The organism is Pseudomonas sp. GW704-F2 (assembly GCF_059423025.1).
In genome coordinates this window covers 1-15,664 of record NZ_JBWKXO010000075.1, presented here as the reverse complement: position 1 = coordinate 15,664, position 15,664 = coordinate 1, and the positions used below count along the sequence as shown (strand labels likewise).

Below are 15,664 nucleotides of genomic sequence, written 5' to 3'. Positions count from 1 at the left end.
GCGGTGGATCAGCTTGCACATGCCGTGGCTGACACACCGCTATCGGGGGCAAGTCGAACCGTCGCACCGCCCCTCCCACACTGGTTAGGCGATGATTTGACGGACGAGTAGCAGCAGCAGGAAATGCACAGGATAGAGGGCATACGCCCAGCGGCGCATTGCCGGCGGCGTGGCGTTTTTGACATGTCGCAACAGGACCAGGCCGGCCAATGGCGCGATCAGGCATGCCGCCAACCCCATCCACGCCACCGGCGTGCCGCTATCGAGCAGAATCTGCCATTGATTGGCTGCCACACACAGCAGCCCCGGAAATACGCTGAAATACCATGGCCGACGAAACACCAACACCATCGCCCACGGCAGCAATACACCGAAGAAACCGAACATCAGCTGCGTGGAAAACACAGCGCCTATCGCCAGGGCAATCAGCGCCAATCCTCGATCAACCAGCGCCTTCTGCTGCCATCCTCGGGCAACCAGCAAGCCCAACGCCAAGGTGGGCAACACATTCAACGTATCGGCATCTTCGATGAACAGCCGGTACGGCACTTCGCTGATCAGGCTGAACAACAGCAACCAGCCCAAGTAACGCCAGCGGCTGCTCACCGGCGCGTCTCGCACCCGATGCACATTCGCCGCAATCGCCAGGCAAAACCACGGGAACGCCAGGCGCCCCGGCACATACAGGCCATCCAGGCTCAACCCGACATAACGCAAGTGGTCCAGCACCATGCTCAGCAGCGCCAGCCACTTGAGCAAATCCAAGGCGCCATCGCGGACACGTCCGACAGGAATCGTTTCAGTAGCGTGCATAATTCCCCAGTGACTTTGCATTTACAGTGCGTGTGCACCCCAGACAATCTTGGTTAAAGTGTGCACCAACATCGACCACAGGAATGGGCCATGACCGACAAGAGCCAACAATTCGCCAGCGATAACTATTCCGGCATCTGCCCGGAAGCCTGGGCCGCCATGGAACAAGCCAACCACGGCCATCAGCGCGCCTATGGCGATGACGAATGGACCCACCGCGCCGCCGACGGTTTCCGTAACCTGTTCGAGACCGACTGCGAAGTGTTCTTCGCCTTCAACGGCACCGCCGCCAACTCCCTGGCGCTGTCATCGCTGTGCCAGAGCTACCATAGCGTGATCTGCTCGGAAACCGCCCACGTCGAGACTGACGAATGCGGCGCACCGGAGTTTTTCTCCAACGGTTCCAAGCTGCTCACCGCGCGCACCGAAAACGGCAAGCTGACCCCGGAATCGATCCGCGAGATCGCCCTCAAGCGCCAGGACATCCATTACCCCAAACCCCGCGTGGTGACGCTGACCCAGGCCACTGAAGTCGGCAGCGTGTACACCCCGGACGAAATCCGCGCCATCAGCGCCACCTGCAAAGAGCTCGGCCTGAACCTGCACATGGACGGCGCGCGCTTCGCCAACGCCTGCGCGTTCCTCGGCTGTTCGCCGGCCGACCTGACCTGGAAAGCCGGGGTGGATGTGTTGTGCTTCGGCGGCACGAAAAACGGCATGGCCGTGGGCGAAGCGATTCTGTTCTTCAACCGCGCACTGGCCGAAGACTTCGACTACCGCTGCAAACAGGCCGGCCAGCTCGCGTCGAAGATGCGCTTCCTCTCCGCGCCGTGGGTGGGCCTGCTGGAAAACGACGCCTGGCTCAAACACGCACGCCACGCCAACCACTGCGCGCAGTTGCTGAGCAGCCTGGTGGCGGATATTCCCGGCGTGGAATTGATGTTCCCGGTGCAGGCCAACGGCGTGTTCCTGCAACTCTCGGAACCGGCGATCGCCGCGCTGACGGCCAAGGGCTGGCGCTTCTACACCTTCATCGGCAAAGGCGGCGCGCGCTTCATGTGTGCGTGGGACACCGAGGAAGAACGCGTGCGCGAGCTGGCGGCGGATATTCGCGAAGTGATGGGGGCCTGATTACGAAGGTGGCAGGGGCTTGCTCCCTGCCACAGTGGATCGTGCCCACTTAAGGTGTGGGTCAGAACTCAATCCGCACGTCGCCCTTCGGCACGCTGCAGCACGACAGGATGTAGCCCTCAGCTTCGTCTTCCTCGGTAATCCCGCCGTTGTGGTCCATCTCGACCTCGCCGCCCAGCTTGAGCACCTTGCATGTGCCGCAAATCCCCATGCCGCAGGCCTTGGGAATCAGCAGGCCGAGCTTGGCCGCAGCGGCGTGGACGGTTTCGCCCGGCGCCACGCGGATGCTCTTGCCCGAGGTGATGAACTCGACCTGATGCAGGTCCGCCAGGTCGATTTCCGGCGCATCGGCGGCTTGTTCGGCCTGTTCCACCGCATCGGCGCGGGCTTCCGCTGGCGTCGCGCCGAAGGACTCTTCGTGATAACGCGTCATGTCGAAACCGGCGGCTTCCAGCAGGCGCTTCACTGCGGTCATGTACGGCGTGGGGCCGCAGCAGAACACTTCGCGCTCCAGGAAGTCCGGCACCATCAATTCGAGCATCTTGTGGTTCAGGTAACCGCGATACCCGGCCCAGGGCTCGCCCAGGCCGTGCTTCTCGCAGATCAGGTGCAGGCTGAAGTTGTCGATCCGCGAGGCCATGTGCTCCAGCTCGCGGTGGTAGATGATGTCTTTGGGCGAGCGCGCGCTGTGGATAAACGTCATGTCGACGTTGGCGTTGGTGTCGTAGAACCAGCGCGCCATGGACATCACCGGGGTAATGCCGACGCCGCCGCTGAGGTACAGCACCTTCGGGCTTGGGAAGTCGATGGCATTGAACAGCCCGACCGGCCCGTGGACCGCCAGCTCCTGGCCCTCGTGCAGGGTGTCGTGCAGCCAGTTGGAGACCTTGCCGCCCGGCACGCGCTTGATCGTCACCGAGAAGCTGTAAGGCACCGACGGCGAGCTGGAGATGGTGTAGGAACGCATGATCGGCTGGCCGTCGATTTCCAGCTCCAGGGTGACGAACTGCCCCGGCTTGAAAAAGAACAGGATCGGTTGGTCGGCCATGAAGCAGAAGGTGCGAACGTCCCAGGTTTCCTGGATGACTTTGACGCAACGGACAATGTGCCGACCATTGGCCCAGGTCTGGGTGGTTACCGGATTCAGGAAGTTGCTGGACATGCTGTTCTCCACCGCCGAGGCTCGGCCTTATGGTGGCGATTCTGCGTAACGCGAGAACCACCCATTTACCTATCTGCGACATTCACATACTTATCGCGACCAGCCCCCAACGACAGGGGGTTGCGCGTCGGGAACAGATTGGGCCATGTCGCCCATGGATAAGGTTCACCGCAACGGCGGCCGCACACTCGCTGCCAACAACGACACTTTCTTTACGCCTTGCACTGCACTAACCGTAGCCACTTTCGCCGGCCACACAGAATGGCCATGAGGACACACACGATGGACGTCACCGCAACCTTAAGCTTGGGCGATCCGCTGGAACCCGCACGCAAGGCCACCGCGCAGATGCTGCAAGAGCGCGAACGCACGTTCTCGCTGCCACAGCCGTTCTACTCTGATGAGCGGTTGTTTGATATCGATATGCAGGAGATCTTCCAGAAGGAATGGTTGATCGCCGGCATGACCTGCGAGATCCCCACCAAGGGCAACTTCCTGACCCTGCAAGTGGGCAAGAACCCGATCATCGTGATCCGTGGCGCCGATGGCGTGGTGCATGCGTTCCACAACGTCTGCCGCCACCGCGGTTCGCGCTTGTGTACCAGCGACAAAGGCAAGGTCGCCAAGCTGGTCTGCCCGTACCACCAGTGGACCTACGAACTGGACGGCCGCCTGCTGTTCGCCGGCACCGAGATGGGCGCCGACTTCGACATGAAGCAGTACGGCCTCAAGCCGATCAACGTGAAGACCGCCGGCGGCTACATCTTCATCAGCCTGGCGCAGAACCCGCCGGCCATCGATGACTTCCTGTCGACCCTGAACCACTACATGGAACCCTACGACATGGAGAACACCAAGGTGGCGGTGCAAACCACTTTGATGGAAAAGGCCAACTGGAAACTGGTGCTGGAAAACAACCGCGAGTGCTACCACTGCAACGCCTCGCACCCCGAGCTGTTGAAAACCCTGCTCGAGTGGGACGACGTCACCGACCCGCGCGCCGACCAGGCCTTCAAGGACCACGTGGCCGCCAGCGCCGCGGCCTGGGAAGCCGAAAAAATCCCTTACGCCCACGCCAGCTTCGGCCTGCGCAACCGCATCGTGCGTATGCCGCTGCTCAAGGGCACCGTGTCGATGACCCTGGACGGCAAACAGGGCTGCAAGAAGTTGATGGGCCGCATCAAGAACCCGGACCTGGGCTCGATGCGTATCCTGCACCTGCCGCACTCGTGGAACCACTGCATGGGCGACCACGTGATCGTGTTCACCGTGTGGCCGATCAGCGCCCAGGAAACCATGGTCACCACCAAGTGGCTGGTCCACAAGGACGCGGTCGAAGGCGTGGACTACGACGTGGAGCGCATGCGCCAGGTATGGGACGCCACCAACGACCAGGACCGTCGCCTGGCCGAAGAAAACCAGCGCGGGATCAACTCCACCGCCTACCAGCCGGGGCCCTACTCCAAGACCTATGAGTTCGGCGTGGTGAACTTCATCGACTGGTACAGCGAGCGCATGCTGAGCAACCTCGGCGCGGCGCCGGCGCCCTACCTCAAAGGCGTGGCCGCCCAGTAACCATCCCAGTGGGAGCGGGCTTGCTCGCTCCCACATTGGGTTGCGCACTGATCAAAATTTGTTCAAGCACACTGAACCCCTCTCGCCGCCTGCCCTCCAGCCTTTGCCCAACAACTTATCCACAGAGCCACCCACAGCAATTGTGCGCAAGTGCGCCTGCCCGTCGAAATTAAATCAAGAAAATCCGTGACTTATTCGACTTGGCCGTTTTAAGGCGCCACTGATCATTTTTTGAACAACTCCGTGTAAGCCATATGAACCGTGCCCTGTAGCGGTACGCGAACACCTTATCCACAGAAGCACCAACAGACTTTGGGGGCAACTTTGACGCGGCTGTGGAAAACCCCTTCAAACCTTCATAAACCGGGCTATCCACGCGTTTCAGCGGGCAAATGCGCGCAATTGATCAAATTTTGATCAACCTAGCGTAAGCCTTGATTTATAAGGGCTGCAGCGGTAAGCGAACATCTTATCCACAGAAGCGCCAACAGACTTTGGGGGGAACTCTGCGCGGGGTAATGGCTGTGATCACACAGAAACCCAAGGAAAAACCGAGGGTTAGCCTGGTCGTTTTTTGTACGGAGGGCTGCAGGGCTTGATTTACAGGGGGTGTGGACAACCGCGAACAGGTTATCCACAGACGGGTCAACAGGGATTGTGGGTAAGCCACTCTCCCCGTTGCGGCTCAGCGAACCACGCCTTCCTCAAGCAACAACTTGAGAATCGCTTCAGCACCCGCTTCAGGGCTGAGGCCCTTGAGTACCTGCCCGCCGCCGCCACTGGCCTTGGCCGTGGCCGCCTTCATCCGGTCCGCGCCGCTCTTGGCCTTGATCACCTTGAGCCGCTTGGGGCGTGGCTTGGCCGGTTGCAGCACGGCGCCTGTGAATAACTCGTCCGCTTCAACCTCGACCTCGTGGGCCGCCAGTTCGCCGCGTTGCGCCGGGCCATAGGCGCTCTGCCGAGGCTTGGGCGCGGCGTTATCCACCGTGGCCAGAAACGGCAGGCGCACCTTCAAGCGCCGCCGCTGCCCACGGGGCAAGGCTTGCAGCACCAGGGCCACGCCGCTCTCGATGGACTCCACCTGCGCCAGTCCGACAATCAGCGGCCAGCCCAGGTGTTCGGCGAGCAGGAACGGCAACATCCCCGAACCTTCGCCGGTTTCGGCCTGGCTACCGGTGAGCACCACCTGGGCGCCGGCGTCGCGCAGATACTCACTGAGCACCGGCAAGGCATCGGCGCCAGGCGGTTGCTCGAGCACATGCAACTGCGCCAGCCCCATGCCCAGGTAGCTGCGCAGCGTGGGTTCGGCGATGTCGCCGGCATGCAGCACCTGCAACTTATCCCCAGCCATTTGCAGGCCCAACTCGACCGCGCGCGCATCCTGCTCGGCGCGGCGCGGGCGCCCGGAGGTGGGGTGGGCGCCGATGGAGACCAGACTGATTACCTGCGTGTTCATGCCCTTATCCTTTGCTTAAGCCGCATCGCGCTTGGCGCCGTGGCGGTAGGCCTCGACCGCGGCGATCAAGGCTTGCAGAATCGCGGCGCTGTCGCCGATCACCGACAGGTCGGCACGCTTGATCATGTCGCAGCCGGGGTCGAGGTTGATCGCCACCACCTTGTCGCAGGCGCCGATGCCTTGCAGGTGCTGGATCGCCCCGGAGATACCGACGGCCACATACACCCGCGCCGTGACCCAGGTGCCGCTGGCGCCGACCTGGCGATCGCGGGCCATGAAGCCATCGTCCACCGCGACGCGCGAGGCGCCTTCGGTAGCGCCCAGGGCGGCGGCGGTCTGGTGGAACAGCGCCCAGTCCTTCACGCCGTTGCCGCCGGAGAAAATAAACTCGGCTTCAGCCATCGGAATCGCCGCCGGGTCCACCGCCACCGCGCCGAGGTCTTCGATACGCGGCAGGCTGCGCGCCAGGGCTGTGGATAACTCCACGGGCAGCACTTCATGCCGAGTGTCGCTGACCGGATCGGCGCATTCGGCGGCGGCCAGGATCAGGCGCGGCAGCGGCCGGGCCACGTCTTGCTGACCGGCACCGGCACGGCCGATGCACTGCTCGCCCTGGATCTGCCACACCCGCGTGGCCGGGCGCTCGTTGAGGCTGGCGGCAAAACGCCGACCGAGTTCACCGCCACCGCTGCGGCTGTCCGGCAGCAACCAATGACGCGGGCTGAACTGGTTATCCACAGCCCGCAGGCCCTGCACGCGTTGCTCCGGTGAATAACCGTCGAAAGCATGACCTTCGAGCACCAGCAGGCGGTCGACGCCGGCCGTGGCAAATGCGTTTTCCTTGTGTTCGCCAAACACCACGGCCAGCACCGCACCGTCGCTGCCGGCGAGTTGCCGGGCCAGGCCGAGCAGGTCACGGTCGTGGCTGCTCAGGCGGCCGCCGACCATGTCCGGCACCACGTTGATGTAGAACGCGGGCGCCGCCACTTGATGCAGCGGCAACTGCACTTCCACCGCCGCCGTGCGCTTGGCCGCTCCGCCCTGCTGGGCACCGCTGCGGTCGATGCGCTTGATGCCGTTGGGGCCGATAAAACCGACACCATGGACGTTCTTGCGGATGACGCCGTTGGGCCCCATCCAACTGTGTTGCACCGGTTGCATCGCCGCATGCAGCGGGTGCAGGCGGTTACGGGCGATCCATTCGGCGCGTGGGTCGCGGCGGATAATGTCGCTCATCAGTGTACCTCCGCGGGTTCACGCGCGATCGGGGCTTTGGCCGGCGCCGGCTCGTCGAGCAAGGCATCAGCCACCAACTCGGCGATGTCCTTGATCAGTGGGCGCGGTTCGACCACGCCTTCGAGCATCGCGGTGCATTGCGGGCAGCCCACGGCCACCAGTTCGGCGCCGGTTGTGCGGATGTCGTCCATCCGCATATCGGGGATGCGTTGCTTGCCCGGAATGTCGGTGATCGGTGCGCCGCCACCGCCACCGCAGCAGCGTGAACGGTAGCCCGAGCGTTGCATCTCCTTGACCTCGATCCCCAACGCGCGCAGCACCTGGCGCGGCGCCTCGTATTCGCCGTTGTAGCGGCCCAGGTAGCACGGGTCGTGATAGGTCACGCTGCTGCCTTTGTGCTGGCCCAGGTTCAGCGCGCCGTCGCCGATCAGCTCGGCCATGAAGGTGCTGTGGTGCTGTACGACATAGTCACCGTTGAAGGCGCCGTATTCGTTTTTCAGCACATGGAAACTGTGCGGGTCGCAGGTGACGATGCGCGTGAAGTTGTACTTGGCCAAGGTCTGGATATTGCGCGTGGCCAGCAGTTGGAAGGTCGCTTCATCGCCCAAACGGCGGGCGACGTCGCCGCTGTCGCGCTCTTCCAGGCCGAGCACGGCAAAGTCGACCTTGGCCGCTTTCAGCACTTTGACGAAGGCGCGCAGGGTGCGCTGGTTGCGCATGTCGAAGGCACCGTCGCCGACCCAGAACAGCACCTCGCAGCGACCTTTTTCGCTGAGCAACGGCAGGTTCAGATCCGCCGCCCAGTTCAGCCGACCGCCCGGTGCGAAGCCGCCGGGGTTGTCGGTGGCGATCAGGTTTTCGAGGACTTCGGCGCCCTTGTTCGGCGTGGCGCCTTTTTCCAGGGTGAGGTGGCGGCGCATGTCGACGATGGCGTCCACGTGCTCGATCATCATCGGGCACTCTTCCACACAGGCGCGGCAGGTGGTGCAGGACCACAACGTGTCGGCGTCCACCAGGCCGTTGACGATCGGTTGGTGCGGGTTGCCGCGGTGTTCACCGATCGGTTTTCCAGGATAAGCGCTGCCGGCGAACTTGGCATCGGTGCCGCCGGCCAGGCCGACCACCATGTCCTGAATCAGCTTTTTCGGGTTCAGCGGCTGGCCGGCGGCGAACGCCGGGCACGCCGCTTCGCACTTACCGCACTGCACGCAGGCGTCGAAGCCGAGCAGTTGGTTCCAGGTGAAGTCCTTGGGTTTTTCCACGCCCAGGGGCGCGCTTTTATCGTTCAGGTCCAACGGTTTCAAACCGGTGGAACGGCCCCCGCCGAAGCGCTCGGCGCGGCGGTGCCAGGCCAGGTGCAAGGCACCGGCGAAGGCGTGCTTCATCGGCCCGCCCCAGGTCATGCCGAAGAACATTTCCGACACGCCCCACAGCACACCCACGCTCAACAACGCGGCCAGCAACCAGCCGCCGAAGTCGGCGGGCAGCACCCCGGCCACCGGCAGCGTTACCAGGAAGAAGCTCACAGAAAACGCCATCAGGCTTTTCGGCAGGCGCATCCACGGGCCTTTCGACAGGCGCGACGGCGGATTGCGCCGGCGCAGATAGACAAACGTGGCGCCGACAAACATCAGTACCGACGCCAGCAGCAAGGCAACGCCGAGGATGCGGTTATGCAGGCCGAAACCATGCACCAGGACCGCCAGCAGCGCCGACAGCACAAAACCCAGCGCCGTAGCGACGTGGGTGTTGGCGATGTATTTGTCGCGGGCGACCACGTGGTGCAGGTCGACCATGTAGCGCTTGGGCATGGCCAGCAGGCCTTTGATCAAGTCGACCTTCGACGCCCGCCCACGGCGCCACATGGCTGCCCGCCGCAGTGCGCCCAGAACAGCAAGGCCCAGCGCCGCGAACAGCAGAATCGGAAGAAGAGTATTCAACATGGTGAAGCTCCCACAGACCACACGGATCTACTGTGAAACCGGGTCCTAAATGTGGGAGGGGGCAAGCCCCCTCCCACATTTTTGACCGAGTACACATTGGTTCGGTGTCGGGTCAGAAATCCTTGCACAAGCGCAGGGCGTCATAGATCGCGGCGTGGGTATTGCGCTGCGCCACACAGTCACCGATGCGGAACAGCAAGTAGCCCTCGCCCGCTTCGCTCAGGCACGGTTGCGGCTTGATCGCGAACAGCGCTTCGATGTCCATCTGCCCCTTGTTGCGCGAGCCGGGCTTGAGGGCGTAGTAGATCTCCTCATCGGGACGCACGCCGTTTTCCACCACCACTTGATCGACCACCCGCTCCTCTTTGGCGCCGGTGTATTCGTTCTCCAGCACCGCCACCAGCTTGTCGCCTTCGCGGTAGACCTTTTCCAGCATCATGTCGCCGGTCATGATCACTTCCTTGGGGTACATGCTGCGGTAGTAGGTCGGGAACGACGTACCGCCGATGGCCACGCCGGGCTTGATGTCGTCGGTGACGATCTCGACCTGGCTGCCCTTGTCCGCGAGAAAATCGGCCACCGACATGCCGGTGAATTCGCAGATGGTGTCGTAGACCAGCACGTTCTTGCCCGGCGCGACTTTGCCGTCGAGCACGTCCCAACTGCTGACCACCAGGCCTTCGGCCGCGCCCCAGTGTTCGTTCTGCTCCAGGAACGGATGCCCGCCCACCGCCAGCACCACCACATCCGGGCGCAGGTCGAGGATGGTCGCCGCGTCCGCCGCCACGCCCAGGCGCAGGTCGACGTTCAACCGCGCCAGTTCCAGTTGGAACCAGCGGGTGATCCCGGCGATCTGGTCGCGCTGCGGGGCTTTGGAGGCGGTAGTGATTTGCCCGCCGATAAAGGCTTTTTTCTCGAACAGGGTCACGTCGTGGCCACGCTCGGCGGCGACGCGCGCAGCCTCCATCCCCGCTGGCCCGGCGCCGACCACCACCACCTTGCGCTTGGGCCCGGTGGATTTGTCGATGATGTGCGGCACGCCCATGTATTCACGGGAGGTCGCGGCGTTCTGGATGCACAGCACATCCAGGCCCTGGTACTGGCGGTCGATGCAATAGTTGGCGCCGACGCACTGTTTGATCTGGTCGATCTGGCCCATCTTGATCTTGGCGATCAGGTGCGGGTCGGCGATGTGGGCGCGGGTCATGCCGACCATGTCCACATAGCCGCCTTCGAGGATGCGCGTGGCCTGGTTCGGGTCCTTGATGTTCTGCGCGTGCAGCACCGGAGCCTTGACCACTTCCTTGATCCCGGCCGCCAGATGCAGGAACGGCTCCGGTGGATAACTCATGTTCGGAATGACGTTGGCCAGGGTGTTGTGGGTATCGCAACCCGAGCCGACCACACCGATAAAATCGAGCATGCCGGTGTCGTCGTAATACTTGGCGATCTGCTTCATGTCCTCGTGGGACAAGCCGTCCGGGTGGAACTCATCGCCGCACAGGCGGATGCCGACGCAGAAATCCGGGCCGACTTCAGCCCGCACCGCCTTGAGCACTTCCAGGCCGAAACGCATGCGGTTTTCAAAGCTGCCGCCCCATTCGTCGGTGCGCTTGTTGACCCGCGGGCTCCAGAACTGGTCGATCATGTGCTGATGCACCGCCGACAGTTCCACGCCGTCCAGGCCACCGGCTTTTGCCCGCGCTGCCGCGCTGGCGTAGTTGCCGATCACGCGCCAGATCTCTTCCGGCTCGATGGTCTTGCAGGTCGCACGGTGTACCGGCTCGCGGATGCCCGAGGGCGACAGCAGGGTCGGCCAATGCTCGCCGTCCCAGCGCGAGCGGCGGCCCATGTGGGTAATCTGGATCATGATCTTGGCGCCATGCTTGTGCATGGCATCGGCCAGGTTCTGGAAGTGCGGGATGATCCGGTCGTCGGCCAGGTTCACCGATTTCCACCAGCCTTGCGGGCTGTCGATCGCCACGCTGGAAGACCCGCCGCAGATGGCCAGGCCGATCCCGCCCTTGGCTTTCTCTTCGTAGTACTTCACATAGCGGTCGGTGGTCATGCCGCCGTCGGTGGCATACACCTCGGCGTGGGCGGTACTGAGCACGCGGTTGCGGATGGTCAGTTTGCCGATCTGGATCGGCGCGAACATTGCTTCGAAAGCCATGGCAGGGTTCCTCGACTTACAACGGCTTGACGGTGAACAGGCCGTCGTCATGGCCCTCTTCGGAGCCGCCGTAGACTTGTTCGGCCACGGTGCGAATAGTGCTGCCGCGCGCTTGCAGGATCTGGTCCATGGCCCCGGCAAACCAGCCGGTGAACATGTAGTCGACCTTGCGCCCGACCTTGCCGTACACGTAGACGAACGCCGAGTGTTCGAGCTTGACGCTGGCGGTGCCTTTGTCGAGGTCGATGTCCTGGATCTTGAACAGGCCCCAGCCGCGTTGCGACAGGCGCTTCATGTAGTGCTCGAACACCGCCACGCCTTCAAGGCCATGGCATTCGGCTTCTTTTTCACACCAGTGCCAGGCGGATTTGTAGCCGGCCTTGTAGAGGATCGCGGCGTAGGCCTCGGCACCGAGCACCTCTTCGATACCCATGTGGTTGTTGACGAAGAAATGACGCGGTACGTACAGCATCGGCAGGGCGTCGGAGGTCCAGACACCGGTTTCGCTGTCGACTTCGATAGGCAATTGCGGGGCGATCTTGGCCATGGAAACTTAACTCCAGAAAATTCGTAGTGGTGTTGCCCGTGGGTGTTTGGCTTATTCGCCCCACACGTCCTTCAAGACGTTGACCCAGTTCTCGCCCATGATCTTGCGCACCACGCGTTCGCTGTGGCCGCGCTTGAGCAGGGTCTCGGTGAGGTTGGGGAACTCGCCCACGGTGCGGATGCCCAGCGGGTTGATGATCTTGCCGAAGCTGGTCAGGCGGCGGGCGTAGCCCTTGTCATGGGTCAGCATTTCGAAGAAATCCTGGCCATGGCCCTGGGTGAAGTCGGTGCCGATGCCGATGGCGTCTTCGCCGACGATGTTCATGGTGTACTCGATGGCTTCGGCGTAGTCGTCGATGGTCGAATCGATACCCTTGGCCAGGAACGGCGCGAACATGGTCACGCCGACAAAGCCGCCGTGGTCGGCGATGAACTTCAGCTCTTCATCGGACTTGTTGCGCGGGTGTTCCTTGAGCCCGGAGGGCAGGCAGTGGGAGTAGCACACCGGTTTTTTCGATTCGAGGATGACTTCTTCGCTGGTCTTGGAGCCGACGTGGGACAGGTCGCACATGATGCCGACGCGGTTCATCTCGCCGACGATCTCGCGGCCAAAGCCCGACAGCCCGCCGTCGCGTTCGTAGCAACCGGTGCCGACCAGGTTCTGGGTGTTGTAGCACATCTGCACCACACCGACGCCGAGCTGCTTGAAGATCTCGACGTAGCCGAGCTGGTCTTCAAACGCGTGGGCGTTCTGGAAGCCGAAGATGATGCCGGTCTTGCCCTGTTCCTTGGCCTTGCGGATGTCGGCGGTGGTTTTCACCGGGATCACCAGGTCGCTGTTCTCGCGGATCAGGGTCTGGCTGGCGACGATGTTATTGATCGTCGCCTGGAACCCTTCCCACACCGACACGGTGCAGTTGGCGGCGGTCAGGCCGCCTTTGCGCATGTCCTCGAACAGCTCGCGGTTCCACTTGGCAATGATCAGCCCGTCGATAACGATGCTGTCGGCGTGTAATTGCGCTGGGCTCATCAGGCGTCCCCTTATTGGCGATTCGTGCGCCGAATCGTCTGCCGGCGCTTTGGGGCCAGCATATGCCGAGGGGCCGAGCGGACCGGGTGCAAAAACGACAGGGGAATTGCCGAAAGCGTCAATCCGCGACGAAGGTCGCTAAGACAGGTCTGTCTGGCGGCTGTTCTTTGTCTTACGCTTGGGCCAGAATTCCCGCATCAACCGATATGAGACGGCGCAATGAAATCGATTTTCCTGGCTTTGGCACTCATCGCAACCGGCGTCCACGCGGCCGAAGACACCGACAGCACGCCGTGCGACGGCATCGAAAACGACAAGCAAACCCTGGAATGCGCCACCTACAACAAAACCACCGCCGAGCAATTGCTCAAGGATAACTATCAAGGGTTGCTGGAGCGCATGGGTTCGACCTATGGCAGCAACAAGTCACAGCTGGCAGACATTACCGCTCGTCTGAAGGATGCCCAGCAGAAGTGGGAAAAATTACGCGACGCCGATTGCGCGGTGGACACCTTCCCGGCGGCGACCGGTACCAAGCCCTATGCGATCGCGCTGAACGATTGCCTGGCGCGGATGAGTGATGAGCGGTCGGAGTTTTTAGAGTCGATCGGCCAGGAGTGAAGCATTCCCGCGCATTGAACGCGGGAACGCTTCACAGGCGTCAGGCCATGAAGGGCGACTTGAACGGGCTTTTCGTCAATGGGCGGCTGGGCGCATAGCTGTAGCCCAGCGCGGCGATATCCATCACCTCACTGATCCGGCGGGTCCAGGGATTAATCACATCATCATAGTTGTGGCCCGGCGGACCGTCCTGCATGGGGCAATAGTGCGGGGCCAGGTCCGGCTCATCCAGGCGCTTCTGCGCCTGCCAGTCCGCCCAGATCTTGTCGATGAAACAGTGATGCAGGAAGAACACCGGGTCATCCGGTGAGGTCATGGGCAACATATTGCCGCCAATCCACAAATGCACACGGTTATGCAGCTGCGAACCGGAGGTTTTGACAGCAGGATCGCCACGCTGGGTGATCCAGCCTTCCAGGCGGTTTCTGAAACCACGGATGAAAGGGCTCGAGTTGTAATTCGGTTCGTCATACAGGCTTTCGTTCATCGCCACTCGCAGGTCGTCCTCGGTTGGCAGTGAGCTGATCACTTGCCCGAACTGGCGTTTGAGGCCTGGCCCGGGCAAGCCCTCCTCGTCATAGGGCGGCACGGGCCAGTTCCCGTATTTGTGGGCAAAGACCCCATCCTGCACGCGAAACTGATCGGCTGGGTCGCCATCACCCCCCAGGAAACCCTGGCGCCACACCGGCGATTGTTCAGGGGCGGCCGCATCCTGCGTCCAGTCCCAATAAGGCAACGTTACGCTGACGTTGATCGCTTGTAGATCCGCCTCGAACTGCATCAACATTTCACGGTGCCACGGCAGAAATGCCGGCCCCCGGTGAGCACCGTTACGGTAGTTGGGATCTTGGGGTTCGTTCGGGTAGACCGTGGCCTTCATGACGGCGTGATGCCAATGAACATACTTGTCGTAGACACCGGAACGCTTCATCGCCAATAACGTGTTGATAAACTCCAGTTGTTCCGTTGCGGTCAGTGCGCGAATTTCCTTGCGAATATTCATTGCATAACTCCCTTGTCGGAATAGCCATGGAACAGGCCGGAACCCTCGGCAGGCTCCTTCAGGGAATCTATGAGACCGGGCACGCGGCGGTCTACTGTCAAAAATAACAGGTCGAGCACGTTCCCGACGGGTGGACGGCGGCCGTCTCAGCCCTCGACCCTGATACTATTGCGGCCTCTCTTTTTTGCCCCAAGGCGACCCAATGACTCTCTGCGGCATCGAAATCAAAGGCAGCGAAGCCATCATCGCCGTTGCCTCCCTGAACAATCAGACGCTGACCCACGTCGCCCTGGCCACCAAGAAAATCGCCCTCGAAGACGACGATGAAGCGGCCAACGTCAAAGCCTTCGCCGCCCAGGTGAAGGCGTTCGTGCAGGACAACGCCATCGACCGCATCGCCATCAAGAAGCGCAGCAAAAAAGGCGAATTCGCCGGCGGCCCGACCACGTTCAAGATTGAAGGGGTGTTTCAACTGCTGGAGGGGGTTGAAGTGACGCTGCTGTCGCCGCAGACCATCAATGCGCAGAACAAGAAGCACAATTTCGATCTGCCGGCGACGCTGAACAAGTACCAGCATGAAGCCTTCAAGGCGGCGTGTTCGGCCCTGATAAAGCAATAGGCACACCGACAATTCACTGTGGGAGGGGGCTTGCCCCCTCCCACATTTGATCTTGGTCGCTTACAGGAGAAGGGGTGTAGTACCAGGATGAAGCCTTCAAGACGGCGTGTTCGGCCCTGATAAAGCAATAAGCACACCGACAATTCACTGTGGGAGGGGGCTTGCCCCCTCCCACATTTGATCTTTGTCGCTTACAGGAGAAGGGGTGTAGTACCAGCATGAAGCCTTCAAGGCAGCGTGTTCGGCCCTGATAAAGCAATAGGCACACCGACAATTTACTGTGGGAGGGGGCTTGCCCCCGATGGCGATGTGTCAGCCACTCAGGGGCCGCTGATCCACCGTCATCGGGGCAAGCC

13 protein-coding genes are annotated in these 15,664 nt (G+C 62.1%); 4 read left to right on the top strand and 9 right to left on the bottom strand.

What is annotated here, in order from left to right:
- Positions 1-84 precede the first annotated feature (84 nt).
- Positions 85-813 carry a TraX family protein gene (locus tag AC07W0_RS30255; protein ID WP_102618938.1) on the bottom strand — a complete coding sequence of 243 codons (729 nt, stop codon included), beginning with the start codon at positions 811-813 and terminating at the stop codon, positions 85-87.
- A gap of 90 nt (positions 814-903) precedes the next feature.
- Here AC07W0_RS30255 and AC07W0_RS30250 point away from each other — a divergent pair, with 90 nt between their 5' ends.
- Complete coding sequence (locus AC07W0_RS30250) at positions 904-1,944, top strand: threonine aldolase family protein (protein ID WP_017847880.1); 1,041 nt, start codon at positions 904-906, stop codon at positions 1,942-1,944.
- A 61-nt stretch (positions 1,945-2,005) separates the two neighbouring features.
- Here the strand turns inward: AC07W0_RS30250 and gbcB are convergent, their stop codons facing one another.
- Positions 2,006-3,106 carry a glycine betaine monooxygenase reductase subunit gene (gene gbcB / locus AC07W0_RS30245; RefSeq protein WP_017847881.1) on the bottom strand — a complete coding sequence of 367 codons (1,101 nt, stop codon included), beginning with the start codon at positions 3,104-3,106 and terminating at the stop codon, positions 2,006-2,008.
- Between the two features lie 282 nt (positions 3,107-3,388).
- Between gbcB and gbca the strand changes: the two genes are divergently transcribed.
- Entirely contained in the window at positions 3,389-4,681 is a 1,293-nt protein-coding gene (gbca, locus tag AC07W0_RS30240; protein ID WP_017847882.1) for a glycine betaine monooxygenase oxygenase subunit, read from the top strand.
- Between the two features lie 685 nt (positions 4,682-5,366).
- Here the strand turns inward: gbca and etfB are convergent.
- The 6 genes from etfB to AC07W0_RS30210 form a co-directional block, all read right to left on the bottom strand.
- Positions 5,367-6,137 (bottom strand): electron transfer flavoprotein subunit beta, encoded by a 771-nt coding sequence (etfB, locus tag AC07W0_RS30235; protein ID WP_046487910.1) that lies wholly within the window; start codon positions 6,135-6,137, stop codon positions 5,367-5,369.
- A gap of 15 nt (positions 6,138-6,152) precedes the next feature.
- Complete coding sequence (gene etfA / locus AC07W0_RS30230; protein ID WP_102618937.1) at positions 6,153-7,373, bottom strand: electron transfer flavoprotein subunit alpha; 1,221 nt, start codon at positions 7,371-7,373, stop codon at positions 6,153-6,155.
- Positions 7,373-9,316 carry a dimethylglycine demethylation protein DgcB gene (gene dgcB, locus AC07W0_RS30225; protein ID WP_102618936.1) on the bottom strand — a complete coding sequence of 648 codons (1,944 nt, stop codon included), beginning with the start codon at positions 9,314-9,316 and terminating at the stop codon, positions 7,373-7,375. Before dgcB ends, etfA begins: the two co-directional genes overlap by 1 nt.
- A 112-nt stretch (positions 9,317-9,428) precedes the next feature.
- Positions 9,429-11,489, bottom strand: coding sequence for a dimethylglycine demethylation protein DgcA (gene dgcA, locus AC07W0_RS30220; protein ID WP_102618935.1), 2,061 nt, complete (start codon positions 11,487-11,489; stop codon positions 9,429-9,431).
- A gap of 16 nt (positions 11,490-11,505) precedes the next feature.
- On the bottom strand, positions 11,506-12,036 hold the full coding sequence (locus AC07W0_RS30215) for a DUF5943 domain-containing protein (protein WP_017849540.1): 531 nt from the start codon (positions 12,034-12,036) through the stop codon (positions 11,506-11,508).
- A 51-nt stretch (positions 12,037-12,087) separates the two neighbouring features.
- Entirely contained in the window at positions 12,088-13,065 is a 978-nt protein-coding gene (locus tag AC07W0_RS30210; protein ID WP_017849539.1) for a dipeptidase, read from the bottom strand.
- Between the two features lie 219 nt (positions 13,066-13,284).
- On the opposite strand from AC07W0_RS30210, the gene AC07W0_RS30205 reads away from it, so the two are divergent.
- Positions 13,285-13,686, top strand: coding sequence for a lysozyme inhibitor LprI family protein (locus AC07W0_RS30205; RefSeq protein ID WP_017849538.1), 402 nt, complete (start codon positions 13,285-13,287; stop codon positions 13,684-13,686).
- A gap of 40 nt (positions 13,687-13,726) precedes the next feature.
- Here the strand turns inward: AC07W0_RS30205 and AC07W0_RS30200 are convergent, their stop codons facing one another.
- Positions 13,727-14,689 (bottom strand): tyrosinase family protein, encoded by a 963-nt coding sequence (locus AC07W0_RS30200; RefSeq protein WP_046487917.1) that lies wholly within the window; start codon positions 14,687-14,689, stop codon positions 13,727-13,729.
- A 202-nt stretch (positions 14,690-14,891) separates the two neighbouring features.
- On the opposite strand from AC07W0_RS30200, the gene AC07W0_RS30195 reads away from it, so the two are divergent.
- A complete protein-coding gene (locus AC07W0_RS30195; RefSeq protein ID WP_102618934.1) occupies positions 14,892-15,308 on the top strand; it encodes a DUF3010 family protein in 417 nt (138 codons plus the stop codon).
- Positions 15,309-15,664: the final 356 nt, after the last annotated feature.

Excerpts from the sequence above, each read along its gene's own strand:
- AC07W0_RS30255 (WP_102618938.1), bottom strand. The coding sequence starts at position 813 with ATGCACGCTACTGAAACGATTCCTGTCGGACGTGTCCGCGATGGCGCC.
- AC07W0_RS30250 (WP_017847880.1), top strand. The coding sequence starts at position 904 with ATGACCGACAAGAGCCAACAATTCGCCAGCGATAACTATTCCGGCATC.
- gbcB (WP_017847881.1), bottom strand. The coding sequence starts at position 3,106 with ATGTCCAGCAACTTCCTGAATCCGGTAACCACCCAGACCTGGGCCAAT.
- gbca (WP_017847882.1), top strand. The coding sequence starts at position 3,389 with ATGGACGTCACCGCAACCTTAAGCTTGGGCGATCCGCTGGAACCCGCA.
- etfB (WP_046487910.1), bottom strand. The coding sequence starts at position 6,137 with ATGAACACGCAGGTAATCAGTCTGGTCTCCATCGGCGCCCACCCCACC.
- etfA (WP_102618937.1), bottom strand. The coding sequence starts at position 7,373 with ATGAGCGACATTATCCGCCGCGACCCACGCGCCGAATGGATCGCCCGT.
- dgcB (WP_102618936.1), bottom strand. The coding sequence starts at position 9,316 with ATGTTGAATACTCTTCTTCCGATTCTGCTGTTCGCGGCGCTGGGCCTT.
- dgcA (WP_102618935.1), bottom strand. The coding sequence starts at position 11,489 with ATGGCTTTCGAAGCAATGTTCGCGCCGATCCAGATCGGCAAACTGACC.
- AC07W0_RS30215 (WP_017849540.1), bottom strand. The coding sequence starts at position 12,036 with ATGGCCAAGATCGCCCCGCAATTGCCTATCGAAGTCGACAGCGAAACC.
- AC07W0_RS30210 (WP_017849539.1), bottom strand. The coding sequence starts at position 13,065 with ATGAGCCCAGCGCAATTACACGCCGACAGCATCGTTATCGACGGGCTG.
- AC07W0_RS30205 (WP_017849538.1), top strand. The coding sequence starts at position 13,285 with ATGAAATCGATTTTCCTGGCTTTGGCACTCATCGCAACCGGCGTCCAC.
- AC07W0_RS30200 (WP_046487917.1), bottom strand. The coding sequence starts at position 14,689 with ATGAATATTCGCAAGGAAATTCGCGCACTGACCGCAACGGAACAACTG.
- AC07W0_RS30195 (WP_102618934.1), top strand. The coding sequence starts at position 14,892 with ATGACTCTCTGCGGCATCGAAATCAAAGGCAGCGAAGCCATCATCGCC.